Source organism: Streptomyces sp. NPDC051322 (assembly GCF_040689485.1).
Classification (GTDB): Bacteria; Actinomycetota; Actinomycetes; order Streptomycetales; family Streptomycetaceae; genus Streptomyces.
The window spans coordinates 123,821-148,976 of record NZ_JBFBAK010000001.1; the positions used below are offsets into that span (position 1 = coordinate 123,821).

Sequence of the window (25,156 nt, forward strand, 5' to 3'; positions counted from 1 at the left end):
CGTACACATCGGGGAGCGGTTACGGTGTGCCGTCCGGTAGGAAAATGGCAGCGACAACGACGGAGTGAGCGTGGCACAGGATTCGGGGTGGGGCGGCGGCTATGGTGGCGCGCCGTACGGAGGAGCGCCCGGCTGGGGCTGGATACCCCCGCAGGCTCCCAGGCCGGGGGTGATACCGCTGCGGCCTTTGCAGGTCAGTGACATTCTCAGCGGGGCCTTGGCCACGGTGGGGCGGTACTGGAAGCAACTGCTCGGCATAGCGGCGACCCTCTACGGCGGCGCCGCGGTGCTGGTGGGGGTGGCGCTGGCGGTGCTGTATGCCGTGCTGTCGGACCGGATCCACACCATTGTCGACGCCCCTGAGGGAGATGACGTCAGCTGGCATCTGGCGGCACCGCTGGTTTTCTCCTTCCTCGGAGTCGTGGTCGGCGCCGTGCTGCTGCTCATGGTCAGCGGCGCGATGATCTACGCGACCTGCGCAACGGTCCTGCAGGAGGCCGTCCTGGGCAGGGCGACGACCTTCGGTGCGGTCTGGCGGAAGGCGTGGTCCCGGGTGCCCTCGGTGATCGGCACGGTGTTCCTGAGCGGCCTGATCGTGATGATCCCGCTGCTGGTGATCGGCGGCGCCGCGGCGGCGATCATCGTGTGGTCCGTCAACCAGGACAGCCCGGCGCCGGCCATCGTGGCCGGTGTGCTCGGTGTGCTCGCGCTCGTCCCGGCGGCCGCCTGGCTGTGGGTGCTTTTCACCCTGGCTCCGGCCACTGTGGTGTTCGAGCACCAGGGCCCGGTCGGCGCACTGCGCCGGTCGGCCGCGCTGGTGCGGGGCGCCTGGTGGCGGACGTTCGGGGTGACGCTGCTGGGCCTGGCGATCGGTGGGATAGCCGGATATCTCATCCAGGTTCCGTTCAGCATGCTGGGGATGTTCAGCAGCCTGCCGCTGAGCGTGACCGCCCACAACGATCCCACTCCCGCGCAGGTCTTCGCCGAAGCGGCGGGTTATCTGGCGTTCGCGCTGCTGGGCCAGACGCTCAGCCAGATCGTCTCGGCCACCTTCCCGCAGCTGGTGACCGGACTGCTCTACGTCGACCGGCGGATGCGCACGGAGGATCTGGGCCCCGTGCTCGCCGAGGCGGCCACCCGGGACGTCACCGCCTGACGGTGGCCCCGCGGGCGCGCGGTACGGCGAACGGCCACGGTGCGGTGCACCGTGGCCGTTCCGCGAAGGACCGATGAGAGGTCCGGGGCGGATCAGACGTTGAAGCCGAGCGCGCGCAGCTGCTCCCGGCCGTCATCAGTGATCTTGTCCGGTCCCCACGGCGGCATCCAGACCCAGTTGATCCTGAGTTCGCTGACGATGCCGTCGGTGGCCGATTTCGCCTGGTCCTCGATGACATCGGTCAGCGGACAGGCCGCCGACGTCAGGGTCATGTCGAGGGTGGCGACGTTGGACTCGTCGATGTGAATGCCGTAGATCAGGCCGAGATTGACGACATCGATCCCGAGCTCGGGGTCGACCACGTCGTACAGCGCTTCCCGGACCTCCTCCTCGGAGGCCGGCTTCATCGTGGCGGTCTCGTTCTCGCTCATACGGTGTTCCCTTCGGACAGCGCCTGGGCCGTCGCTTCCTTCCACGCCATCCAGCTCAGCAGCGCACACTTCACGCGCGCCGGGTACTTCGAGACACCGGCGAACGCGACCGCGTCCTCCAGCACCTCTTCCATCGCGTCGTCCGGTTCGATCTGTCCCTTCGACTGCATCAGCTCCAGGAAGGTGGCCTGGATCTTCTGCGCGTCCGCCAGCACCTTGCCGACCAGCAGTTCGTTCAGCACGGAGGCGCTGGCCTGGCTGATGGAGCAGCCCTGGCCCTCGTACGACACATCGGCGATGCGGTCGCCTTCGTACTTCACGCGCAGCGTGATCTCGTCGCCGCACGTCGGGTTGACATGGTGCACCTCGGCGTCGCCGTCACGAAGACCGCGCCCGTGCGGGTGCTTGTAATGGTCCAGGATCACTTCCTGGTACATCGAATCCAGCTTCACGATCCAGTCCCTGCCCGGTGTGTTCGGTTAACCGAAGAAATTCCGTACGTACTCCAGGCCGTCCACCAGTGCGTCGACGTCTGCAGGCGAGGAGTACAGATAGAACGACGCTCGGGTGGTCGCAGGAATTCCGTAACGCAGGCAGACCGGACGCGCGCAGTGGTGTCCGACCCGGACCGCGATGCCCTGCTCGTCGAGGACCTGGCCCACGTCGTGCGGGTGGATGTCACCGAGCGTGAAGGAGATCGTCGCACCGCGGTCCAGGGCCGTCGTCGGACCGATGAAGCGCAGGTCGGGCACCTCGCCGAGACGCTTCATGGCGTACTCGGTGAGCACGTGCTCATGCGTCGCGATCTTGTCCATGCCGATGGCGCTGAGATAGTCCACGGCCGCACCGAGGCCGACGGCCTGGGCGATCGGGGGCGTGCCCGCCTCGAACTTGTGCGGCGCCGGAGCGTAGGTCGACGAGTGCATCGACACGGTCTCGATCATCTCGCCACCGCCGAGGAACGGCGGCAGGTCCTCGAGGAGCTCCTGGCGGCCCCAGAGGACGCCGATGCCCGTCGGGCCGACCATCTTGTGGCCGGTGAACGCCACGAAGTCGGCCTGCAGTGCCTGGACGTCGACCACCATGTGTGGGGCGGCCTGCGAAGCGTCTATGCAGACGAGCGCACCGACCTCCTGGGCGCGGCGGATGATCGTCTCGACCGGGTTGACCGTGCCCATCAGGTTGGAGACCAGGGTGAAGGAGACGATCTTCGTCTTCTCGGTGATGATCTCGTCGATGTCGGACAGGTCGAGGCGGCCGTCGTCGGTGAGGCCGAACCACCTGAGCTTCGCGCCGGTGCGCTGCGCGAGCAGCTGCCACGGGACGATGTTGGAGTGGTGCTCCATCTCCGTGATGACGATCTCGGTCTCGTGGTCGACCCGGTAGGGCTCGTCGGCCCAGCCCAGCATGTTCGCCACCAGGTTGAGCGACTCGGAGGCGTTCTTGGTGAAGATCACCTCGTTGCGGCTCGGCGCGTTGATGAAGGCGGCGACCTTGTCGCGGGCGCCCTCGTACAGCGCCGTGGCCTCCTCGGCCAGCACGTGCACGCCACGGTGGACGTTGGCATTGTGCTGTTCGTAGTACTCGTTCAGCGCGTCGAGAACCTGGCGCGGCTTCTGCGACGTCGCCGCGTTGTCCAGGTAGACGATCTTCTTCCCGTCGTGGACCACGCGGTCCAGCAGGGGGAAGTCCTTGCGGATCGCTTCTGTGTCGAGAAGGCCCGGCAGCTGTGTCACGCCACGCCCTCCTCTGTGTTTGCTCCGCTCACGGGGCCACCCTTCGTGTACGCCTCGTAGCCCTCGTTCTCCAGCTTGTCCGCGAGCTCGGGGCCGCCGGACTCGGCGATGCGTCCGTTTGCGAAGACATGCACGAAGTCGGGCTTGATGTAGCGCAGGATGCGCGTGTAGTGGGTGATCAGCAGGGTGCCGACATCGCCGGACTCGCGGACGCGGTTGACGCCGTCGGAGACCTGGCGCAGCGCGTCGACGTCCAGACCGGAGTCGGTCTCGTCGAGGATCGCGATCTTCGGCTTGAGCAGCTCGAGCTGAAGGATCTCGTGGCGCTTCTTCTCACCGCCGGAGAAGCCCTCGTTGACGTTGCGCTCGGCGAAGGCCGGGTCCATCTGGAGGGTCTCCATCGCGCCCTTGACCTCCTTCACCCAGGTACGCAGCTTCGGCGCCTCGCCGCGGATGGCGGTGGCCGACGTGCGGAGGAAGTTGGAGACCGAGACGCCGGGGACCTCGACCGGATACTGCATGGCGAGGAAGAGGCCGGCCCGGGCGCGCTCGTCGACGGTCATCTCCAGGACGTCCTCGCCGTCGAGGGTGACGGTGCCCCGGGTGATGGTGTATTTGGGGTGCCCGGCGAGTGAGTACGCCAGTGTCGACTTGCCTGAGCCGTTGGGGCCCATGATGGCGTGGGTCTCGCCCTGCTTCACGGTCAGGTCGACGCCCTTGAGGATCTCCTTCGTACCGTTCTCGGTTTCGACGGAGACGTGCAGGTCGCGGATTTCAAGCGTTGCCATGGGTGACTCAGGACTCCTGGGTGACGGAGACGAGCACGTCGTCCCCTTCGATCTTGACGGGGTATACGGGGACGGGGCGCGTCGCGGGAAGACCGGACGGCTTGCCGGTTCGCAGGTCGAAGGTCGAACCGTGCAGCCAGCATTCGATCGAGCAGTCCTCGACCTCGCCCTCCGAGAGTGAGACGTTCGCATGCGAGCAGATGTCGTTGATCGCGAACACCTCGCCCTCGGTCCGGACGAGCGAGACCGGCGTGGAGCCGATCTCCACCCTTTTCGGGGTGTCGTCCTCCAGCTCGCTCAGCGCACAGGCTTTGACGAAGGCCATCAGACAGCGGCCCCCAGCTCGGCGTCGATCTTGTCGAGCAGGCGCTCCTCGACGTCCGGCAGGCCGATCTGCTGGACCAGCTCGGCGAAGAAGCCGCGGACCACCAGGCGGCGGGCCTCCGACGCGGGGATGCCCCGGGACTGCAGATAGAAGAGCTGCGCGTCGTCGAAACGGCCGGTCGCGGAGGCGTGGCCCGCTCCCGCGATCTCGCCGGTCTCGATCTCCAGGTTCGGGACCGAGTCGACCCGCGCGCCGTCGGTGAGGACGAGGTTGCGGTTGAGCTCGTAGGTGTCGGTGCCTTCGGCGGCGGCCCGGATCAGCACGTCCCCGATCCATACGGCGTGCGCGTCCTGGCCCTGCAGGGCGCCCTTGTAGGCCACGTTCGACCGGCAGTTCGCGACGTTGTGGTCGACGAACAGGCGGTGCTCCTGGTGCTGCGCCCGGTCGGTGAAGTACAGACCCAGCAGCTCGGCGTCGCCGCCGGGGCCCGCGTACTGCACGCGCGGGTGGAGACGTACGACATCGCCGCCGAAGGTGACCACGACCGACTTGAAGGACGCGTCCCGGCCCACCAGCGCGTTGTGCTGGGCCACGTGGACGGCCTTGTCGTCCCAGTCCTGGACGGAGACGACGGTCAGCTTGGCGCCGTCACCCAGGATGTAGTCGACGTTGGCCGCGAGCACCGCGTCGCCGGTGTGGTCGATGACCACGACCGCCTCGGCGAACGCACCGAGCTCGACGATCTGGTGACCGTAGGCGACTCCGCCGACCCCGCGCACCGCGATCCGGATCGGCTCGCTGAGCACGGCCTCCTTGGGCACCGAGACGACCGAGGCCTTCTCGAAGGAGGAGTACGCCTGCGCGGCGATCCGGTCCACGGGCTTGCCGGCCGCGCCGATCCGGGCGTCGTCGCGGCCCACGGTCTCGACGGTCACGCCATCGGGGGCGGTCACCTCGATCTCGACGCCGCTGCCGGTCGCGACCGCGGTCCCGTCGTGCAGGCCCTTCAGGCGCTCCAGCGGAGTGAACCGCCACTCCTCCTCGCGGCCGCCGGGGACCGGGAAGTCCGCCACGTCGAAGGACGGCGGCGCGCTCATGCGGGTGGCTACGGTCGACTCTGCGGCCACCGCGATGGACCCGGCAGTGGTGGAACCCGCCGCGGGCGGTCCCCCCTGGACCGAAGCCTGTCGGGGGTCCTTGGAGGAATTCTGAGCCTCAGCCATGGCTGTCGTCGTGCTCGCTTTCTGATGAAGACGTCTGAGTCGGTCGATGGTGCGGTGGTCGGGCGGCTGCTAGCCGACCGAACCCTCCATCTGCAGCTCGATCAGCCGGTTGAGCTCCAGGGCGTACTCCATCGGGAGCTCCTTGGCGATCGGCTCGACGAAACCGCGGACGATCATCGCCATCGCCTCGAACTCCGTCATCCCGCGGCTCATCAGATAGAAGAGCTGGTCGTCGGAGACCTTGGAGACGGTCGCCTCGTGGCCCATGGACACGTCGTCCTCGCGGACGTCCACATAGGGGTAGGTGTCCGAGCGGGAGATGGTGTCGACCAGCAGCGCGTCACAGAGCACGTTCGACTTGGAGCCCTCGGCGCCCTCGCCGATCTCGATCAGTCCGCGGTAGGAGGTGCGGCCGCCGCCTCGCGCCACCGACTTGGAGACGATGTTGGAGGAGGTGTTCGGCGCCATGTGCACCATCTTCGCGCCGGCGTCCTGGTGCTGGCCCTCGCCCGCGAAGGCGATCGACAGGGTCTCACCCTTGGCGTGCTCACCCATCAGGTAGACGGCCGGGTACTTCATGGTGACCTTGGAGCCGATGTTGCCGTCGACCCACTCCATGGTCGCGCCCTCGTACGCCACGGCACGCTTGGTGACCAGGTTGTAGACGTTGTTCGACCAGTTCTGGATCGTCGTGTAGCGGCAGCGGCCGCCCTTCTTCACGATGATCTCGACCACGGCGCTGTGCAGCGAGTCGGAGGAGTAGATCGGTGCGGTGCAGCCCTCGACGTAGTGGACGTAGGCGTCCTCGTCGACGATGATCAGCGTCCGCTCGAACTGGCCCATGTTCTCCGTGTTGATACGGAAGTAGGCCTGCAGCGGGATATCGACGTGCACGCCCTTCGGCACGTAGATGAACGAGCCACCGGACCACACGGCCGAGTTCAGCGAGGCGAACTTGTTGTCGCCGACCGGGATGACGGTGCCGAAGTACTCCTGGAAGAGCTCCGGGTGCTCCTTCAGCGCGGTGTCCGTGTCGAGGAAGATGACGCCCTGTTCCTCCAGGTCCTCACGGATCTGGTGGTACACCACCTCGGACTCGTACTGAGCCGCGACACCGGCGACCAGGCGCTGCTTCTCCGCCTCGGGGATGCCGAGCTTGTCGTACGTGTTCTTGATGTCCTCGGGCAGTTCCTCCCAGGACTCCGCCTGCTTCTCGGTGGACCGCACGAAGTACTTGATGTTGTCGAAGTGGATGCCCGACAGGTCGGAGCCCCAGCTCGGCATCGGCTTCTTGCCGAACAGACGCAGGCCCTTCAGCCGCATCTTCAGCATCCACTCGGGCTCGTTCTTCTTCGCCGAGATGTCTCGGACGACAGCTTCGGACAGGCCACGCTTGGCCGCGGCGCCTGCCGCGTCGGAGTCGGCCCAGCCGAATTCGTACGTACCCAGACCCTCGAGTTCGGGGTGGGCAGTCTCCGTGGGGAGAGTCATGCGGGGTTCCTCCCGGCCTTGCTTGCGGATGCTGAATCGGTGGTCTGCGGAGCGGGGCGGTGCGGGGCCTTCGGGATGAAGGTCGTACACACCCCGTCACCATGGGCGATGGTGGCCAGACGCTGCACATGGGTCCCGAGCAAACGGGAGAAGACCTCGGTCTCCGCCTCGCACAGTTGCGGGAACTGCTCGGCCACATGGGCCACCGGGCAGTGGTGCTGGCACAGCTGCTCACCCACCGGCGCAGTACGCGCCGTAGCAGCGTACCCGTCGGAGGTCAACGCCTTGGCCAGCGCCTCGGCCCGGTCCTCGGGCGCCGCCGCCTCGATGGCGCTCCGATAGGCCTCGGCCTGACCGGCGAGCCGGTCACGGGCGAAATCCATCACGGCCTCGTCGCCCGAATGCCGGGATATCCAGCGCAGGGCGTCGGCGGCGAGCTTGTCGTAGGACTGATCGAAGGCGTCGCGGCCGCAGTCCGTGAGGGCGAAGACCTTGGCGGGGCGCCCTCGGGTCCGCGCGCCGTACACCCGCTGCTCGCGGGCGGCGATCACGTCGTCGGCGAGCAGGGCGTCCAGATGACGGCGGACCGCCGCCTGGGTCAGCCCGAGACGCCCGGCGAGCTCGGCCACCGTGGAGGGGCCGTGGTCCAGGATGGAGCGCGCGACGCGGTTGCGGGTGGACCGCTCACCGGTCGCGAGTTCCTCCTGCGGAGCCTCGCCGACGTTTTTCACAACGCCATTGTTGCGTAATTCCCCGGCCCGCGACAAGCGAAGATCGGCATCGCCTGCGGTGGTCTCGGTCACTTAGGGTGACCTAAGCGGTGCTCCGGGCCCCCTGGCCCCGGGGCCGGGCGGCTTGTGCACGGTTCGTAGACTCGCCCGCATGAGCACAGATCCCGCCGTTGAGGTCCACGGCCTCGTCAAGCGGTACGGCAGCAGGACCGCGGTGGACGGTCTGGACCTGAGCGTCGGGGCCGGCACCGTCACCGCGGTCCTCGGACCGAACGGCGCGGGCAAGACCACCACGGTGGAGACCTGCGAGGGCTATCGTCGCGCCGACTCCGGCACGGTCCGGGTGCTGGGCCTGGACCCGGTGGCCGACAGCGCGGCGCTGCGCCCCCGGATCGGGGTGATGCTCCAGTCCGGCGGCGTCTACTCCGGCGCCCGGGCCGAGGAGATGCTGCGCCACACGGCCAGGCTGCATGCTCACCCGCTGGACGTGGACGCGCTGATCGAGCGGCTCGGCCTGGAGGGCTGCGGCCGTACGTCCTACCGCAGGCTCTCCGGCGGCCAGCAGCAGCGGCTCGCCCTGGCGATGGCCGTGGTCGGCCGGCCCGAGCTCGTCTTTCTCGACGAGCCGACCGCCGGTCTCGACCCGCAGGCCCGCAGGTCCACCTGGGAGCTCGTACGGGAGCTGCGCAACGACGGGGTGACCACCGTGCTGACCACCCACTTCATGGACGAGGCCGAGCAGCTCGCCGACGATGTCGCCATCATCGACAGCGGCCGGGTCATCGCCCACGGCAGCCCCCAGGCGCTGTGCCGCGGCGGCGCGGAGAACACCCTGCGTTTCGTCGGCCGGCCGGGGCTCGACCTCGGATCGCTGCTGAAGGCCCTGCCGGACGGCACCGAGGCCGCCGAGCTGACCACCGGCTCCTACCGGATCACCGGAACGGTCGACCCCCAGTTGCTGGCCACCGTCACCTCCTGGTGCGCCCAGCACGGCGTGATGCCGGACCGGATCTCGGTGGAGAGCCACACCCTCGAAGACGTCTTCCTGGAACTGACCGGCAAGGAGCTGCGCGCATGAGCGCCGGTACGTACACCCCGCGCCCCGGCGCGGCCCCGCTGGCCCGGATGATCACGGCGCAGACGGCGTTCGAGACGAAGATGATGCTGCGCAACGGCGAGCAGCTGCTGCTGACGGTGATCATCCCCTCGCTGTTGCTGGTCCTCTTCTCGGCGGTGGACATCGTCGACACCGGAGCGGGCAAGTCCGTCGACTTCCTGGCGCCGGGCATCCTCGCACTCGCCGTGATGTCCACGGCCTTCACCGGGCAGGCCATCGCCACCGGATTCGAACGCCGGTACGGGGTACTCAAGCGGCTCGGCGCCTCGCCGCTCCCCCGCTGGGCGCTGATGGCCTCCAAGACGCTTTCCGTACTGGTCACCGAGGTCTTGCAGATCGTGCTGCTCACGGTGATCGCGTTCGCACTCGGCTGGTCGCCGCACGGCGGCCCGTTCGCCGTTCTGCTGCTCCTCGTCCTCGGCACCGCCGCCTTCTCCGGCCTCGGCCTGCTGATGGCGGGGACGCTCAAGGCGGAGGCCACCCTGGCCGCAGCCAACCTGGTCTTTCTGCTGCTGCTCGTCGGCGGCGGGGTGATCGTCCCGATGGACAAGTTCCCCGGCGGGATCCGGTCCGTGCTGGACGTGCTGCCCATCTCCGCGCTCTCCGACGGACTGCGCGACGTGCTCCAGCACGGGGCTTCGATGCCCTGGGGCGATGTGGGAATTCTCGGCGTGTGGGCGGCGCTCGCCCTGGGCGCCGCCGCGCGCTTCTTCCGCTGGGAGTAGCGGGACGTAGCGGCCCTGCCGGCCGGCTCGGGTGCCGGGAGACCCCCTCGTGAAAGTACGCACAAGCATCCGGCCTACCATGTATCCCGTGCCGAACATGACCCGCGCCGAAGCCGTTCGAGCGGTGCGCAACCCCCTCGCCTACATCGCCGATCACTGGACCCCGGCTCCCCGGACCGTCCGGCGGGCGGCTCTCGCCGCTGTCGTGATGGCGGTGATCATCGTCGTCACCGGCGGGGCGGTCCGGCTGACCGGGTCCGGACTCGGCTGCCCGACCTGGCCCGAGTGCACCGACGGGAGCCTGACGACGACCGGTGCGATGGGCGTGCACGGCGCGATCGAGTTCTCGAACCGGATGCTGACGTACGTGCTGTGCGCGGCGGTCGGCTGGGCGATCATCGCCGCTCGTTCCTCGAAGCCCTGGCGGCGCTCGGTGACCCGACTGGGCTGGGCCCAGTTCTGGGTGGTCATGGGTAACGCGGTGCTGGGCGGCATCGTGGTGCTGGTCGGCCTGAACCCGTACACCGTGGCCGCACACTTCCTGCTCACCACGGCGCTGATCACGGTGGCGGTGCTGACCTGGCAACGCACCCGCGAGGGCGACGGCGCGCCCCGCCCGCTGGTGGGCAAGGCGGTCACTCAGCTGACCTGGTTGCTCGTCGTGGCATCCGGCGCGCTGATCGCGGTCGGCACGGTCGTCTCCGGCGCCGGCCGGCACGCGGGCGACTCCAGCGAGGTGGCCCGCATCCCGGTCGACTGGGAGATGATCGCGCAACTGCACGCCGATCTGGCCTGGGTCGTGGTCGCGCTCACCGTCGCGCTCTGGTTCGTGCTGAAAGCCGTGGACGCACCGGTGGGACCGCTGCACCGGGCCCGCGATCTCTTCCTGGTGCTGATGGCGCAGGGCGTGATCGGCTACGTCCAGTACTTCACCCACACCCCCGAGATCCTGGTCGGCATCCACATGCTCGGCGCGACCCTGGTGTGGATCGGTGTCATGCGGATGCTGCTCTCGCTCCGGGAGCGGCCGCAGGAGGCTCCGGTGACTGCTGGGCGGGCTGCTGCACGGAAGGTCGCGGAGACGAACGCGCAGGCTGTGCCCGTGCAGCCCCCGGTGACCGACGACGCCGCGCTCCCGGCCGTCCGGGAAGTCCCTTCCGGCCGCTGAACGCGGCGTACGGCCCTGCCCGTCGCGGGCAGGGCTTTTCCGTTGCGGGCGGGGCTTTTCAGTGCTTGCCGGGGCTGCCGAGCTGAATGCCCGCCATCCGCTTCCATTCGTAGGGTCCGGTGCGGACCTTGGCCGCGAAGTCGCCGTCGAACGTCTCGTGAACCGTGACGCCGGCCTTCGTGGTCGCACTCTGCGCTATGGCGAACGACGGGGCCATCAGGTCGCCCCAATCGCCGTCCTCGCCCACCAGCACGATGCGGGCCCCTCGCCGGCCGATGTAGGCGAGCTGCGCCTCGGCCCCGCCGTGTGCCTGCCGGAAGGACACGATCTGCTTGGCCAGCCGCGCTGCCTTCCGGTCGGCCTTGGCCTGCTGCTTCTCGTTGTCGACGGCCGCGTCGTGCTGCTCGTCGTCCACCTGGGTGTCTGCCATGGCCGCATGCTACTTCCGGGTAGCCGAGCGTGCGACGGGTGGGTGGGGTGGCGCGGGCCACACGGCGAAGCCGAGAGCCCCCGCACGAGGTGCGGGGGCTCTCGGACGCCGGGGGTCCCGGCGTGACTTCTAGCGCAGGAACGGGTCCACGGCGACGGCCACGAAGATCAGCGAGACATAGGTGATCGACCAGTGGAACAGCCGCATTTCCTTCAGCTTCGCGCCGGCTGCGCCGCTCTTGGCCCGGGACTGGAGGCCGTGCGCCTCCCAGAGCCACCATCCGCCGGCCAGCAGAGCCACCGAGGTGTAGAACCAGCCGGTGTACCCGAGCGGCGTCAGCAGCAGCGACACACCGACCATCACCCAGCTGTAGACCACGATCTGCCGGGCCACGACCTGGTTGGTGGCGATGACCGGGAGCATCGGGACGCCGACCCTGGCGTAGTCCGCCTTCACCTTCATGGAGAGCGGCCAGTAGTGCGGCGGCGTCCAGAAGAACATCACGAGGAAGAGGATGACCGGGGCCCATGAGAGCGAGTCCCTGACGGCGGTCCAGCCGATGAGGACCGGCATGCATCCCGCGATGCCGCCCCAGACGATGTTCTGCGAGGTGCGGCGCTTGAGGAGCATCGTGTAGACGACCACGTAGAAGAGCAGCGCGCCCAGCGCCAGCGCGGCGGAGAGCCAGTTGACCAGGAACCCGAACCACAGCGTCGAGACCGTGGCCAGCGTGAAGGCGAAGACCAGGCACTCCCGCGGGGTCACCATCCCGGTCACCAGCGGTCGCTGCGACGTCCGGTCCATCAGCGCGTCGATGTCGCGGTCGATGTACATGTTGAACGCGTTCGCGCCACCGGCCGAGAGATAGCCGCCGATCGTGGTCACCAGGACCAGCCACAGATCGGGCACGCCCTGCTGGGCCAGGAACATCACCGGCACCGTGGTGATCAGCAGCAGCTCGATGATCCGCGGTTTGGTCAGCGTCACGAAAGCCTTGACGCGAGCCCCGAATGGCCGATGGCCCCCCGGGCTGGGAGTCTGGACGACCCCTGCGGGTCGGGACTCGACGGCCGTCACGTACACCCCTGACAGAGAATTTTCCAGCAAGTTCCGGCGGTGAGAGCCCGGTCGACACTTGCGCGTACCACGTCACTCTAGACGTTGCCCGTCCGCCGTTATCCGCCGGGGTCGGGTCGTGTTGAGGCCCGTGTCAAGGGGCAGTCGCCCCTGCCGACGAGCGAACGGGAGCGGTCACCGGCACCCTGGCAGGTGTCCCTCTTTTATCGGCGGGAACCCGAAAAGACGAGTGTTGCGGCGGGGGTAGGCTCGACAACGCCCGGTGCATCGACCGTAACCGGGCTTACATGATGTGGAGAGGAGCCCTGACCCAGGGTGAGTACCAAGCCGACCACCACAGACCTCGAGTGGACCGAATTGGACCAGCGGGCCGTCGACACCGCCCGCGTGCTGGCCGCGGACGCCGTACAGAAGGTCGGCAACGGCCATCCCGGTACGGCCATGAGCCTGGCCCCGGCCGCGTACACCCTCTTCCAGAAGGTGATGCGGCACGATCCGGCCGACCCCGAGTGGACCGGTCGTGACCGGTTCGTCCTCTCTGCCGGACACTCCTCGCTGACCCTTTACACCCAGCTCTACCTGGCCGGGTTCGGCCTGGAGCTGGATGATCTGAAGGCTTTCCGCACCTGGGGCTCGAAGACCCCGGGGCACCCGGAGTACGGACACACCACCGGTGTGGAGACCACCACGGGCCCGCTGGGCCAGGGTGTCGCCAATGCGGTGGGCATGGCGATGGCCGCCCGCTACGAGCGCGGTCTCTTCGACCCGGAAGCGGCCCCCGGCACTTCCCCGTTCGACCACTTCGTCTTCGCGATCGCCGGCGACGGCTGCCTCCAGGAGGGCATCTCCGCGGAGGCCTCCTCGCTGGCCGGGCACCAGAAGCTCGGCAATCTCGTACTGCTGTGGGACGACAACCACATCTCCATCGAGGGTGACACGGAGACCGCGGTCTCCGAGGACACCATCAACCGGTACGAGGCCTACGGCTGGCACGTCCAGCGGGTGACGCCGAAGGAGAACGGCGACCTCGACCCGGCCGCGCTGTACGCCGCGATCCAGGCCGCCAAGGCCGAGACCGGGCGTCCCTCGTTCATCGCGATGCGCTCGATCATCGCCTGGCCCGCCCCGAACGCCCAGAACACCGAGGCCGCGCACGGCTCGGCGCTCGGCGACGAGGAAGTCGCCGCGATCAAGAAGGTTCTGGGCTTCGACCCGACGAAGTCCTTCGAGGTTTCCGAGGAAGTTCTGGCCCACACCCGCGCCATCCTCGACCGCGGCCGTGACGCCAAGGCCGAGTGGGAGAAGGGCTTCGCCGCCTGGCGCACCGCGAACCCGGAGCGCGCCGCGGAGTTCGACCGCATCAGTGCGGGCGAGCTGCCCAAGGGCTGGCAGGACAAGCTCCCGGTGTTCGAGGCCGGCAAGGCGGTCGCCACCCGCGCCGCTTCCGGCAAGGTGCTCCAGGCGCTCGGCGATATCGTTCCGGAGCTGTGGGGCGGTTCCGCCGACCTCGCGGGCTCGAACAACACCACCATCGACAAGAACTCCTCGTTCCTGCCGGTGGGCAACCCGCTGCCCGGCGCCGATCCGTACGGCCGGACGATCCACTTCGGCATCCGCGAGCACGCCATGGCCGCGACCATGAACGGCATCGCGCTGCACGGCCACACCCGGATCTACGGCGGCACCTTCCTGGTGTTCTCCGACTACATGCGCAACGCGGTCCGGCTGTCCGCGCTGATGCAGGTGCCGGTCACCTATGTATGGACGCACGACTCGATCGGCCTCGGTGAGGACGGCCCGACCCACCAGCCGGTGGAGCACCTCGCCTCGCTGCGCGCCATCCCGGGTCTGAACGTCGTCCGCCCCGCGGACGCCAACGAGACGGCGATCGCCTGGCGCGAGATCCTCAAGCGCTACACCAAGGAGTTCGGCAAGGGCGCCCCGCACGGCCTCGCGCTGACCCGCCAGGGCGTGCCGACGTACGAGGCGAACGAGGACGCGGCCAAGGGCGGCTACGTACTCCTCGACGCCGATGGCGGCGCCCCCCAGGTGGTGCTGATCGGTACCGGCTCGGAGGTCCAGCTGGCCGTGGAGGCCCGCGAGCAGCTGGAGGCCGCAGGGGTGCCGACCCGGGTCGTCTCGATGCCGTCGGTCGAGTGGTTCGACGAGCAGGACCAGGGGTACCGGGACTCGGTGCTGCCGCCGTCCGTGAAGGCGCGGGTGGCGGTCGAGGCCGGTATCGGTCTGACCTGGCACCGTTTCGTGGGCGACGCGGGCCGCATCGTGTCGCTGGAGCACTTCGGTGCCTCCGCCGACGCCAAGGTCCTCTTCCGCGAGTTCGGCTTCACCGCCGACGCGGTCGCGGCCGCAGCCCGGGAATCGATTGAAGCCGCAGCGCGCTGACGCCTGTATACGACCAGTAGGAGATGCAAATCCCATGACAGACGCACTCAAGCGCCTCTCCGACGAAGGCGTCGCGATCTGGCTCGACGACCTTTCCCGCAAGCGCATCACGTCCGGCAATCTCGCCGAACTGATCGACCAGCAGCACGTGGTGGGTGTCACCACCAACCCGTCCATCTTCCAGAAGGCGATCTCGCAGGGCGACGGCTACGACACGCAGCTCACGGACCTGGCGGCCCGCAGGCTCACCGTCGAGGAAGCCATCCGCATGATCACGACGGCGGACGTCCGGGACGCCGCCGACATCCTGCGGCCGACCTTCGACGCCACGCAGGGCCAGGACGGCCGGGTCTCCATCGAGGTGGACCCGCGGCTCGCGCACAACACCAGGGCCACGGTGGCCGAGGCCAAGCAGCTCGCCTGGCTGGTGGACCGGCCGAACACCTACATCAAGATCCCGGCGACCAAGGCCGGTCTGCCGGCCATCACCGAGACCATCGGCCGGGGCATCAGCGTCAACGTCACGCTGATCTTCTCGCTGGAGCGCTACCGCGCGGTCATGGACGCCTACCTCTCCGGTCTGGAGAAGGCCAAGGCCGCCGGCCTGGACCTCTCTAAGATCTTCTCGGTGGCGTCCTTCTTCGTATCCCGGGTGGACACCGAGATCGACAAGCGTCTTGACGCCCTGGGCACCGACGAGGCGAAGGCCGCCAAGGGCAAGGCTGCGGTCGCCAACGCCCGTCTGGCGTACGAGGCGTACGAGGAGATCTTCGCCTCCGACCGCTGGGCCGCCCTGGACAAGGCGCAGGCCAACAAGCAGCGCCCGCTGTGGGCCTCGACCGGCGTCAAGGACCCGGCGTACCGGGACACCATGTACGTGGTGGACCTGGTCGCGCCGAACACGGTGAACACCATGCCGGAGGCGACGCTCGACGCCACCGCGGACCACGGCGAGATCACCGGGAACGCCGTGTCCGGCACCTACGAGCAGGCCCGCGCGGACCTCGCCGCCGTAGAGAAGCTCGGGATCTCCTACGACGACGTCGTCCAGGTCCTGGAGGACGAGGGCGTCGAGAAGTTCGAGGCGTCCTGGAACGACCTGCTCAAGTCCACTGAGGCAGAGCTCAAGCGCCTCGCTCCTTCGGAGGGCTAAACATTGTCCAGCAGCAATCCGCTGCGTGACGCCCAGGACCGGCGGCTCCCGCGTATCGCGGGGCCGTCGGGCCTGGTCATCTTCGGCGTCACAGGCGATTTGTCCCGTAAAAAGCTGATGCCTGCTGTCTACGATCTGGCCAACCGCGGCCTGCTGCCGCCGGGCTTCTCGCTCATCGGCTTCGCGCGCCGCGACTGGGAGAACGAAGACTTCGCCCAGGTGGTCCACGACTCCGTCAAGGAACACTCCCGTACCCCCTTCCGCGAAGAGGTCTGGCAGCAGCTGAGCCAGGGCATGCGCTTCGTGCAGGGCACCTTCGACGACGACACGGCGTTCGACACCCTGAAGTCGACGATCGAGGATCTCGACAAGGCGCAGGGCACCGGCGGCAACTTCGCCTTCTATCTGTCCGTGCCGCCGAAGTTCTTCCCCAAGGTCGTCCAGCAGCTCAAGAAGCACGGACTGGCCGACCAGCAGGAGGGCTCCTGGCGCCGCGCGGTCATCGAGAAGCCCTTCGGCCACGACCTGAAGAGCGCCCAGGAGCTCAACGAGGTCGTACACGAGGTCTTTCCGCCGAACGAGGTCTTCCGGATCGACCACTACCTCGGCAAGGAGACCGTCCAGAACATCCTGGCGCTGCGCTTCGCCAACACCCTCTTCGAGCCGGTCTGGAACCGGTCGTACGTCGACCACGTCCAGATCACGATGGCCGAGGACATCGGCATCGGCGGCCGGGCCGGCTACTACGACGGCATCGGCGCGGCCCGTGACGTCATCCAGAATCACCTGCTCCAGTTGCTCGCGCTGACCGCGATGGAGGAGCCCGCCTCCTTCGACGCCGACGCGCTGGTGGCCGAGAAGACCAAGGTGCTCGGGGCCATCAAGCCGCCCAGGGACCTGGGCAAGGAGACCGTGCGCGGGCAGTACGCCGCGGGCTGGCAGGGCGGCGAACAGGCCGTCGGCTACCTCGAGGAAGACGGCATCGACCCCAAGTCGAAGACCGACACCTACGCGGCGGTGCGCCTGGAGATCGACAACCGCCGCTGGGCGGGCGTCCCCTTCTACCTCCGCACCGGCAAGCGGCTGGGCCGCCGGGTCACCGAGATCGCGGTCGTCTTCCAGCGCGCCCCGCACTCGCCCTTCGACCACACGGCGACGGAGGAACTCGGACACAACGCGATCGTCATCCGGGTGCAGCCCGACGAGGGCATCACCATGCGGTTCGGCTCCAAGGTGCCCGGCACCTCGATGGAGATCCGGGACGTCTCGATGGACTTCGCCTACGGCGAGTCCTTCACCGAGTCCAGCCCCGAGGCGTACGAGCGGCTCATCCTCGATGTGCTGCTCGGCGACGCGAACCTCTTCCCCCGGCTGGAGGAGGTCGAGCAGTCCTGGCGGATCCTCGACCCGATCGAGCGGTACTGGGACACTCACGGCAAGCCGGCTCAGTACGAGTCGGGCACGTGGGGGCCCGCCGAGGCGGACGAAATGCTCGCACGAGAAGGACGGAGCTGGCGCCGGCCATGAAAATCGATCTGACGGAAACCACGGCCAGCAAGGTCAACAAGGCCCTCGTACAGGGCCGTCGCGCCAGCGGCACCCCCGCCGTCGGCATGGTGTTGACCCTCGTCATCGTGACCGACGAGGAGAACGCCTACGACGCCCAGAAGGCGGCCAACGAAGCGTCACGCGAGCACCCCTCGCGCACGCTCGTGGTCATCAAGCGGGTCTCCCGCTCCCCGCGCGACCGTGCGGCGGCGCGGCTCGACGCCGAGGTGCGGGTCGGCGCCGACGCGGGCACCGGCGAAACGGTGGTCCTGCGGATGTACGGCGAGGCGCTGCACCATGCGCAGTCGGTGGTTCTGCCGCTGCTGCTGCCGGACGCCCCGGTGGTGGTCTGGTGGCCGGTGAACGCACCGCTCGACCCGGCGAAGGATCCGCTCGGTGCGCTGGCCCAGCGCCGCGTCACCGACTCGTACGCCGCCGAGCAGCCGATACAGGAGCTGACGGCCCGCTCCGCCGTCTACGCACCGGGTGACACCGACCTGTCCTGGTCGCGCATCACGCCGTGGCGTTCGATGCTGGCGGCCGCACTCGACCAGCTGCCGTGCCAGGTGACAGGCATCGAGGTGGAGGGCGAGGAGTTCAACCCGAGTTGCGAGCTGCTCGCGATGTGGCTAGCCGACCGGCTGGACGTACCGGTGGCACGCGCCGTCTCGTCCGGGCCCGGTCTCACGTCCGTACGGATGGAGACGGACCACGGCGTCATCATCCTGGACCGTGCCAACGGGTCGCTGGCCACCCTCTGCATGCCGGGGCAGCCGGATCGTGCGGTGGCGCTGAAGCGGCGGGAGACCTCCGAGCTGCTCGCCGAGGAGCTGCGCAGGCTCGACCCGGACGACACCTACGCGGCCACGCTGAAGTACGGCGTGGACCGGATCGGCGCGCCGTCCCCCCGGACTTCCGGTGGTGCGGGCCCCGACCGGGCCCGGGAGTCCGACAGTCCGGATGAGCCGAAGGCGGCGCCGGCCGCCAAGAAGGCAGCGCCGGCCAAGAGGGCGGCATCGAAGTGAGCTCCCCGCAACTCGTCGTGCACCGCGACAAGGAGCTGATGGCACAGGCCGCCGCGGCACGGCTCATCACGAAGGTGGTGGACGCCCAGGCCGCACGCGGCTCCGCCTCGGTGGTGCTCACCGGTGGGCGCAACGGCAACGGGCTGCTCGCGGCCCTCGCCGAGGCGCCCGCCCGGGACGCCGTCGACTGGTCGCGGATCGACCTGTGGTGGGGTGACGAGCGGTTCCTGCCGGACGGCGATCCGGAGCGCAACATCACGCAGGCCCGTGCCGCACTGCTCGACTCGGTAGGGGTGGACCCCGCCCGGGTGCACGCCATGGCCCCGTCGGACGGCCCGCACGGCAACGATGTGGAAGCCGCTGCTGCCGCTTACGCGGCCGAACTGGCCGCCGCATCGGGGCCCGAGGACCACGGCGATGTGCCGACCTTCGACGTCCTGATGCTGGGGGTCGGCCCGGACGCGCATGTGGCCTCGCTCTTCCCCGAGCTTCCCGCCGTACGGGAGACCGAACGCAATGTCGTCGGAGTGCACGGTGCGCCCAAGCCGCCGCCCACCCGTATCTCGCTGACGCTGCCCGCGATCCGGGCCGCACGTGAGGTGTGGCTGCTGGCCGCCGGCCAGGACAAGGCAGGGGCGGCCGCTCTAGCGCTGTCCGGGACCGGTGAGGTACAGGCGCCGGCCGCCGGCGCGTACGGCCGCGGGCGCACGCTCTGGCTGCTGGACTCGGCGGCGGCCTCCCAGCTGCCTCCGCAGCTCTACGGGCGGCCCATCGCCTAGGTCCTGTCCGGCCGATCTTTGCCGGAACCGGCCCGCACTCCTCGGAGTGCGGGCCGGTTCCGTGTCCGCCCGCCTAACGACCGCGCAGCGTGCGGTACTTGCGCACCAGAGCGGCGGTGGAGCTGTCCAGCTGCCCGGCATCCTTCCCCGGGGCGGTTTCGGTGAGGAGCGGCTCGATCTTCTTGGCGAGGACCTTGCCGAGTTCGACGCCCCACTGGTCGAAGGAGTCGATGTTCCAGATCGCCCCCTGGACGAACACCTTGTGCTCGTAGAGGGCGATCAGCTGGCCCAGCACGGAAGGCGTGAGAGTGTCCGCGAGGATCGTCGTCGTCGGGTGGTTGCCGCGGAACGTCTTGTGCGGCACCAGTTCCTCGGCGACGCCCTCCGCCCGGACCTCATCGGGTGTCTTGCCGAAGGCCAGGGCCTGCGTCTGGGCGAAGAAGTTCGCCATCAGCAGGTCGTGCTGGGCCTCCAGACCGGACGTCAGGTCGTCGACCGGCCTGGCGAAGCCGATGAAGTCGGCGGGGACGACCTTCGTGCCCTGGTGCAGCAACTGGTAGTAGGCGTGCTGTCCGTTGGTCCCGGGGGTGCCCCAGACGACCGGACCCGTCTGCCAGTCGACCGGATTGCCTTCCCGGTCCACGGACTTGCCGTTCGACTCCATGTCCAGCTGCTGGAGGTAGGCGGTGAACTTGGAGAGGTAGTGCGAGTACGGCAGCACGGCGTGCGCCTGCGCGTCGAAGAACGCGCCGTACCAGACGCCCAACAGCCCCAGCAGCAGCGGGATGTTCTGCTCCGGCGGGGCGGTGCGGAAGTGCTCGTCGATCAGATGGAACCCGCCGAGCATCTCCCGGAAGCGGTCCGGGCCGATCGCGATCATCAGGGAGAGCCCGATGGCCGAGTCGTAGGAGTACCGGCCGCCGACCCAGTCCCAGAACTCGAACATGTTGGCCGTGTCGATACCGAAGTCGGCAACCTTCTCGGCATTCGTCGACAGGGCGACGAAGTGCTTGGCCACCGCTCCCGCATCGGCCCGCAGACCGGTCAGCAGCCAGTTGCGCGCGGAGGTGGCATTGGTGATGGTCTCGATGGTGGTGAAGGTCTTCGACGCGATGATGAACAGCGTCTCGGCCGGGTCCAGGTCCCTGACCGCCTCGTGCAGGTCGGCGCCGTCGACATTGGAGACGAAGCGGAACTGCAGCTCGCGTGCGGTGAACGAACGCAGTGCCTCGTACGCCATCGCCGGGCCCAGGTCGGAGCCGCCGATGCCGATGTTGACGACGGTCCGGATGCGCTTGCCGGTGTGGCCCGTCCACTCCCCCGACCTGACCTTGTCCGCGAAAGCGGCCATCTTGTCGAGCACCGCGTGCACGGCCGGCACGACGTTCTCCCCGTCGACCTCGATCACCGCGTCGCGCGGGGCGCGCAGTGCGGTGTGCAGCACCGCACGGTCCTCGGTGGTGTTGATCTTCTCGCCGCGGAACATCGCGTCACGCAGACCGGCCACCCCGGCGGCAGCGGCCAGCTCACGGAGCAGGCCGAGCGTCTCGTCGGTCACCAGGTGCTTGGAGTAGTCGAGATACAGATCGCCCGCCCGGAGGGTGTATGCCGTCCCTCGCTCGGGATCTCTGTCGAAAAGCTCCCGCAGACGCGTGTCGCCCAGTTGCTCCCGGTGCTTGCCCAGCGCGGTCCATTCGGGCATCTGGTTGAGCCTGGTACGGCCTTCTGCGTTCATCTCGGGCATCGGTCCATTCTTCTCGTACCTGCGTACATACCCCGCTGTCCGTCCAACCTAATTGATCTGGCGGTTGAAGACCGTGGGCGGCACCGGCAACGCACTCCGGCCGGACCCCCGAGGAGGTCCGGCCGGATGTGATGTGTTCAGATCTCGCCCCGCAGTTTGGCAAGCGCTTCGGCGAGGATCGCCTCACCGTCCGCGTCGCTGCGCCGCTCCCGCACATACGCGAGATGCGTCTTGTACGGTTCGGTGCGCGGTGGGGCCGGTGGGTTGTCGCGGTTCTGGCCGGCCGGGAACCCGCAGCGCGGACAGTCCCAGGTCTCCGGAACCTGCGCGTCGCTGGCGAAGCTCGGCTGCGTCTCATGCCCGTTCGAGCACCAGAAGGAGATGCGGAGACGCGGTGCTGACTCGCCTCGCTCGGCCTCCCCCATCGGGCCCGCTCCAACCCGGCTTCCCCGGATCGCGTTGCCACTTGCCACGGTCGTAACTCCCTGCGTGATGGTGCTCGAAGATGCCCCAGTCTACGGAAGGCCCAACGCGCGTCCAGTGATTGGAGTTACACCCCCGCACCGAAACGCGGAGAACGCAAGATGCCGGAAGGTCAGCGGTTCAGCTTCATCAGCAGACCCAGTACGACAATGCACGCGAACCACCCGATGCCGAGCACCACGGTGATGCGGTCGAGGTTGCGCTCGGCGACCGAGGAGCCGCCGACGGACGACTGCATGCCGCCACCGAACATGTCGGAGAGACCGCCGCCCTTTCCCTTGTGCATCAGCACCAGCAGCATCAGCAGCAGGCTGAAGACGATCAGGGCGATCGAGAACCCCATAATCACGGCTGGACCAACTTCCTCGGAGCTCAATACGGACATCGGGGCCGGACGGCTGGTGCCAGCCGTCTCGGCCCCGCAAGGGTACGACGGATCCGCGCTACCGCATACTCACTGGTCGCGGAACCGGACGATCTTGACGAACTCGTCGGCGTCCAGAGCGGCGCCACCGATCAGCGCACCGTCCACGTCCGGCTGCGCCATGATCGCGGCGACGTTTCCGGACTTCACCGAGCCGCCGTACTGGATGCGGACCTTGTCGGCCAGCTCCTGCGAGTACAGCTCGGCCAGCCGCGCGCGGATCGCTCCGCAGACCTCCTGCGCGTCCTCGGGGGTGGCGACCTCGCCGGTACCGATCGCCCAGACCGGCTCGTAGGCGATCACGATCGACTCGGCCTGCTCGGCCGGGATGTCCTTCAGGCCCCCGTCGAGCTGCTCCAGCGTGTACGCGACCTGGCGGCCGGCCTTGCGGATGTCCAGGCCCTCGCCGACACACAGGATCGGGGTGAGCCCGTGCCGGTAGGCGGCCTTGACCTTGGCGTTGCAGATCTCGTCGTTCTCGGCGTGGTACTGCCGGCGCTCGCTGTGCCCGACGGCCACGAAGGTGCACTTCAGCTTGGCCAGCATGGGTCCGGAGATCTCGCCGGTGTAGGCGCCCGAGTCGTGCGCCGAGATGTCCTGGGCGCCATACTTGATCTTCAGTTTGTCACCGTCGACCAGGGTCTGGACGGAGCGCAGGTCCACGAAGGGCGGCAGGACCGCCACCTCCACCGCGTCGTGGTCCTTGTCGGTGAGCCCGAAGGAGAGCTTCTGGACGTGCGCGATGGCCTCGAGGTGGTTGAGGTTCATCTTCCAGTTGCCCGCCATCAGCGGGATGCGGCCTTGATCGTTGACGCTCATTGGGTTCAGCCCTCCAGTGCGGCGAGGCCGGGAAGCGTCTTGCCCTCGAGATACTCGAGACTCGCGCCGCCACCGGTCGAAATATGTCCGAATTCGTTTTCGTCGAAGCCCAGGATGCGGACCGCCGCGGCGGAGTCGCCACCGCCGACGACCGTGAACGCGGAGCTGTCGAGAAGCGCCTGCGCCACGGCCCTGGTGCCGTCCGCGTAGTCGGGGTGCTCGAAGACGCCCATCGGGCCGTTCCAGAAGACGGTGGCCGCGTCGGCGAGCTTCGAGGCGTACAGCTTGTTGGTCGCGGGACCGTTGTCCAGGCCCATCTGGCCGGCCGGGATCGCATCCGCCGCCACGGCGGCGGGGTGGGTCGCGGCCTTGGCCTTGAGGTCCGGGAACTGCTCGGAGACCACGACGTCGATGGGGAGCACGAACTCCACGCCCTTTTCCTTGGCGCGCTTCAGATACTCCAGCACCACCGGGATCTGGTCCTCCTGGAGGAGCGAGCTGCCGACCTCGTGGCCCTGGGCCTTGAGGAAGGTGTAGGCCATACCGCCGCCGATGAGGATGCGGTCGGCCCGCTCCAGCAGGTGGTCGATCACACCCAGCTTGTCGGACACCTTGGCGCCGCCGAGCACCACCGCGTACGGACGCTTGACGTCCGATGTCAGCTTCTTGAGCACGCCGACCTCGGTCGCGATGAGGTAGCCCGCGGCGTGCGGAAGCCGGGCAGGCAGGTCGAAGACGGATGCGTGCTTGCGGTGCACGGCTCCGAAGCCGTCGCCGACATACACATCGGCCAGCTCGGCCAGCTGGTCCGCGAAGGCGCCGCGTTCGGCGTCGTCCTTCGAGGTCTCGCCGGCGTTGAAGCGGAGGTTCTCGATGACGGCGACCTGGCCGTCGGTGAGGGCGGCGACCGTGGCGCGGGCGGAGTCGCCGACCGTGTCGGTCGCGAACGCGACGTCGGCGCCGAGGAGTTCGCCGAGACGGGCGGCAGCGGGGGCCAGCGAGAACGCCGGGTCCGGTGCGCCCTTGGGGCGGCCGAGGTGGGAGGCGACGACGACGCGCGCGCCGGCCTCGGCGAGTTTGGCCACCGTCGGCTGGACGGCACGGATCCGGCCGTCGTCGGTGATGGTGGTGCCGGAGAGCGGCACGTTGAGGTCGGCGCGGACGAATACCCGCTTGCCCGCGACCCCTTCGGCGAGAAGTTCGTCGATGGTCTTCATGAGTTCCTGGACTCCTTGGACAATCCGGACAGGCAACAGATCGGGACAGGCGACGGGGCCCGGCCGCGCTTCCTTGCGCGGTCCGAGCCCCGTGCTCACATCGAGGTGTCTACCTGCTGATCAGAGCTGGCCGCCGACGAAGACGGTCAGGTCGACCAGACGGTTGGAGTAGCCCCACTCGTTGTCGTACCAGCCGATGACCTTGACGTTCTTGCCCTGGACCATGGTCAGGGAGGAGTCGAAGGTGCAGGAGGCCGGCCAGTTGACGATGTCGGAGGAGACGATCGGGTCCTCGGTGTACTCGAGGAGACCCTTGAGCTGTCCCTCGGACGCCTTCTGGAACGCGGCGTTGACCTCGTCCTTGGTCACCTCGCGCTCCAGCTCGATGACGAGGTCGGTGACGGAGCCGGTCGGAACCGGGACGCGCATCGCGATGCCGTCGAGCTTGCCCTCGAGCTCCGGGATGACCAGGGCGGTGGCCTTGGCGGCACCCGTGGTGGTCGGGATGATGTTCTCGGCTGCGGCACGGGCGCGACGCAGGTCCGAGTGCGGGTAGTCCAGGATGCGCTGGTCGTTGGTGTACGCGTGGACCGTCGTCATCATGCCCTTGACGATGCCGAAGTTCTCCAGGAGAACCTTGGCCATCGGCGCCACACAGTTGGTGGTGCAGGAGGCGTTGGAGATGACGTGGTGGTTGGCCGCGTCGTACTTGTCCTGGTTGACGCCCATCACGATGGTGATGTCCTCGCCCTTGGCCGGAGCCGAGATGAGGACCTTCTTGGCGCCGCCCGCGATGTGCTTCTCGGCATCGGCCTTCTTCGTGAAGAAGCCGGTCGACTCGATGACGATGTCGACGCCCAGCTCGCCCCAGGGGATGTCGGCCGGGTTGCGCTCGGACAGCACCTTGATGGTGCGACCGTCGACGGTGATGGTGTCTGCGGTGTGCGAGACGTCGGCCTTGAGACGGCCGAGGATGGTGTCGTACTTCAGCAGGTGGGCGGTGGTCGCAGTGTCACCCAGGTCGTTGACAGCCACGATCTCGATGTCCGCACCCTGCTCCAGCAGCGCGCGGAAGTAGTTGCGCCCGATGCGGCCGAAGCCGTTGATGCCTACGCGGATCGTCACGAACCGATCTCCTCGTTGGTACGCCGGGTTTCGACGCC

General features: G+C 68.4%; 25 protein-coding genes. 9 read left to right on the forward strand and 16 right to left on the reverse strand.

The features are described from left to right. The first annotated feature begins 70 nt into the window (after window positions 1-70). Window positions 71-1,156: a hypothetical protein gene (locus AB0436_RS00625; protein WP_366465437.1), complete on the forward strand. Its 1,086-nt coding sequence runs from the start codon at window positions 71-73 to the stop codon at window positions 1,154-1,156. Window positions 1,157-1,248: 92 nt separating this feature from the next. Here AB0436_RS00625 and AB0436_RS00630 read toward each other — a convergent pair whose 3' ends face one another. The 8 genes from AB0436_RS00630 to AB0436_RS00665 all read right to left on the reverse strand — a co-directional run bounded on the left by AB0436_RS00630 (window position 1,249) and on the right by AB0436_RS00665 (window position 7,881). Next, on the reverse strand, window positions 1,249-1,587 hold the full coding sequence (locus AB0436_RS00630; protein ID WP_366465438.1) for a metal-sulfur cluster assembly factor: 339 nt from the start codon (window positions 1,585-1,587) through the stop codon (window positions 1,249-1,251). Continuing rightward, window positions 1,584-2,039 carry a Fe-S cluster assembly sulfur transfer protein SufU gene (gene sufU / locus AB0436_RS00635; protein ID WP_366465439.1) on the reverse strand — a complete coding sequence of 152 codons (456 nt, stop codon included), beginning with the start codon at window positions 2,037-2,039 and terminating at the stop codon, window positions 1,584-1,586. The genes AB0436_RS00630 and sufU overlap by 4 nt, the downstream gene beginning before the upstream one ends. 27 nt (window positions 2,040-2,066) lie before the next feature. Further along, window positions 2,067-3,323, reverse strand: coding sequence for a cysteine desulfurase (locus tag AB0436_RS00640; RefSeq protein ID WP_366465440.1), 1,257 nt, complete (start codon window positions 3,321-3,323; stop codon window positions 2,067-2,069). After that, the gene (gene sufC, locus AB0436_RS00645) at window positions 3,320-4,111 is read right to left on the reverse strand and encodes a Fe-S cluster assembly ATPase SufC (protein WP_366465442.1); all 792 of its coding nucleotides are present in this window, start codon (window positions 4,109-4,111) and stop codon (window positions 3,320-3,322) included. The genes AB0436_RS00640 and sufC overlap by 4 nt, the downstream gene beginning before the upstream one ends. A 7-nt stretch (window positions 4,112-4,118) precedes the next feature. Further along, complete coding sequence (locus AB0436_RS00650; RefSeq protein WP_366465443.1) at window positions 4,119-4,436, reverse strand: non-heme iron oxygenase ferredoxin subunit; 318 nt, start codon at window positions 4,434-4,436, stop codon at window positions 4,119-4,121. After that, complete coding sequence (gene sufD, locus AB0436_RS00655) at window positions 4,436-5,533, reverse strand: Fe-S cluster assembly protein SufD (RefSeq protein ID WP_366466100.1); 1,098 nt, start codon at window positions 5,531-5,533, stop codon at window positions 4,436-4,438. Before sufD ends, AB0436_RS00650 begins: the two co-directional genes overlap by 1 nt. A gap of 195 nt (window positions 5,534-5,728) precedes the next feature. Beyond that, window positions 5,729-7,150 (reverse strand): Fe-S cluster assembly protein SufB, encoded by a 1,422-nt coding sequence (sufB, locus tag AB0436_RS00660; RefSeq protein WP_366465444.1) that lies wholly within the window; start codon window positions 7,148-7,150, stop codon window positions 5,729-5,731. Then, entirely contained in the window at window positions 7,147-7,881 is a 735-nt protein-coding gene (locus tag AB0436_RS00665) for a metalloregulator ArsR/SmtB family transcription factor (RefSeq protein WP_366465445.1), read from the reverse strand. The genes sufB and AB0436_RS00665 overlap by 4 nt, the downstream gene beginning before the upstream one ends. A gap of 151 nt (window positions 7,882-8,032) precedes the next feature. Here AB0436_RS00665 and AB0436_RS00670 point away from each other — a divergent pair, with 151 nt between their 5' ends. From AB0436_RS00670 to AB0436_RS00680, 3 genes are all read left to right on the forward strand, one after another. Continuing rightward, entirely contained in the window at window positions 8,033-8,959 is a 927-nt protein-coding gene (locus AB0436_RS00670; protein ID WP_366465447.1) for an ABC transporter ATP-binding protein, read from the forward strand. Continuing rightward, window positions 8,956-9,723 (forward strand): ABC transporter permease, encoded by a 768-nt coding sequence (locus tag AB0436_RS00675; RefSeq protein ID WP_366465449.1) that lies wholly within the window; start codon window positions 8,956-8,958, stop codon window positions 9,721-9,723. Before AB0436_RS00670 ends, AB0436_RS00675 begins: the two co-directional genes overlap by 4 nt. Before the next feature lie 79 nt (window positions 9,724-9,802). Further along, window positions 9,803-10,891 carry a COX15/CtaA family protein gene (locus AB0436_RS00680; RefSeq protein ID WP_366465450.1) on the forward strand — a complete coding sequence of 363 codons (1,089 nt, stop codon included), beginning with the start codon at window positions 9,803-9,805 and terminating at the stop codon, window positions 10,889-10,891. 58 nt (window positions 10,892-10,949) lie between these two features. Here the strand turns inward: AB0436_RS00680 and AB0436_RS00685 are convergent, their stop codons facing one another. Next, a complete protein-coding gene (locus AB0436_RS00685; protein WP_366465451.1) occupies window positions 10,950-11,321 on the reverse strand; it encodes a hypothetical protein in 372 nt (123 codons plus the stop codon). Between the two features lie 129 nt (window positions 11,322-11,450). Continuing rightward, window positions 11,451-12,398: a heme o synthase gene (locus AB0436_RS00690; RefSeq protein ID WP_365855711.1), complete on the reverse strand. Its 948-nt coding sequence runs from the start codon at window positions 12,396-12,398 to the stop codon at window positions 11,451-11,453. A 315-nt stretch (window positions 12,399-12,713) separates the two neighbouring features. Here AB0436_RS00690 and tkt point away from each other — a divergent pair, with 315 nt between their 5' ends. From tkt to pgl, 5 genes are read left to right on the forward strand one after another with little or no spacing between them, the layout of a single operon-like run. After that, a complete protein-coding gene (tkt, locus tag AB0436_RS00695) occupies window positions 12,714-14,801 on the forward strand; it encodes a transketolase (RefSeq protein WP_366465452.1) in 2,088 nt (695 codons plus the stop codon). A gap of 34 nt (window positions 14,802-14,835) precedes the next feature. Continuing rightward, window positions 14,836-15,954: a transaldolase gene (gene tal / locus AB0436_RS00700; RefSeq protein WP_366465453.1), complete on the forward strand. Its 1,119-nt coding sequence runs from the start codon at window positions 14,836-14,838 to the stop codon at window positions 15,952-15,954. Window positions 15,955-15,957: 3 nt separating this feature from the next. Then, a complete protein-coding gene (zwf, locus tag AB0436_RS00705; protein ID WP_366465454.1) occupies window positions 15,958-17,481 on the forward strand; it encodes a glucose-6-phosphate dehydrogenase in 1,524 nt (507 codons plus the stop codon). After that, the gene (opcA, locus tag AB0436_RS00710) at window positions 17,478-18,527 is read left to right on the forward strand and encodes a glucose-6-phosphate dehydrogenase assembly protein OpcA (RefSeq protein ID WP_366465455.1); all 1,050 of its coding nucleotides are present in this window, start codon (window positions 17,478-17,480) and stop codon (window positions 18,525-18,527) included. Before zwf ends, opcA begins: the two co-directional genes overlap by 4 nt. Continuing rightward, a complete protein-coding gene (gene pgl / locus AB0436_RS00715; RefSeq protein ID WP_366465456.1) occupies window positions 18,524-19,306 on the forward strand; it encodes a 6-phosphogluconolactonase in 783 nt (260 codons plus the stop codon). Before opcA ends, pgl begins: the two co-directional genes overlap by 4 nt. A gap of 73 nt (window positions 19,307-19,379) precedes the next feature. Here the strand turns inward: pgl and pgi are convergent, their stop codons facing one another. From pgi to gap, 6 genes are all read right to left on the reverse strand, one after another. Then, window positions 19,380-21,041, reverse strand: coding sequence for a glucose-6-phosphate isomerase (gene pgi / locus AB0436_RS00720; RefSeq protein ID WP_366466101.1), 1,662 nt, complete (start codon window positions 21,039-21,041; stop codon window positions 19,380-19,382). A gap of 146 nt (window positions 21,042-21,187) precedes the next feature. Continuing rightward, complete coding sequence (locus tag AB0436_RS00725; protein WP_366465457.1) at window positions 21,188-21,523, reverse strand: RNA polymerase-binding protein RbpA; 336 nt, start codon at window positions 21,521-21,523, stop codon at window positions 21,188-21,190. Window positions 21,524-21,645: 122 nt separating this feature from the next. Beyond that, complete coding sequence (gene secG, locus AB0436_RS00730; RefSeq protein ID WP_365855697.1) at window positions 21,646-21,876, reverse strand: preprotein translocase subunit SecG; 231 nt, start codon at window positions 21,874-21,876, stop codon at window positions 21,646-21,648. 111 nt (window positions 21,877-21,987) lie between these two features. After that, window positions 21,988-22,776 carry a triose-phosphate isomerase gene (tpiA, locus tag AB0436_RS00735; RefSeq protein ID WP_366465458.1) on the reverse strand — a complete coding sequence of 263 codons (789 nt, stop codon included), beginning with the start codon at window positions 22,774-22,776 and terminating at the stop codon, window positions 21,988-21,990. Window positions 22,777-22,781: 5 nt separating this feature from the next. Continuing rightward, window positions 22,782-23,993, reverse strand: a complete 1,212-nt coding sequence (locus tag AB0436_RS00740) for a phosphoglycerate kinase (protein WP_366465459.1) — start codon at window positions 23,991-23,993, stop codon at window positions 22,782-22,784. 120 nt (window positions 23,994-24,113) lie between these two features. Continuing rightward, entirely contained in the window at window positions 24,114-25,118 is a 1,005-nt protein-coding gene (gene gap / locus AB0436_RS00745; protein WP_366465460.1) for a type I glyceraldehyde-3-phosphate dehydrogenase, read from the reverse strand. Window positions 25,119-25,156 lie beyond the last annotated feature (38 nt).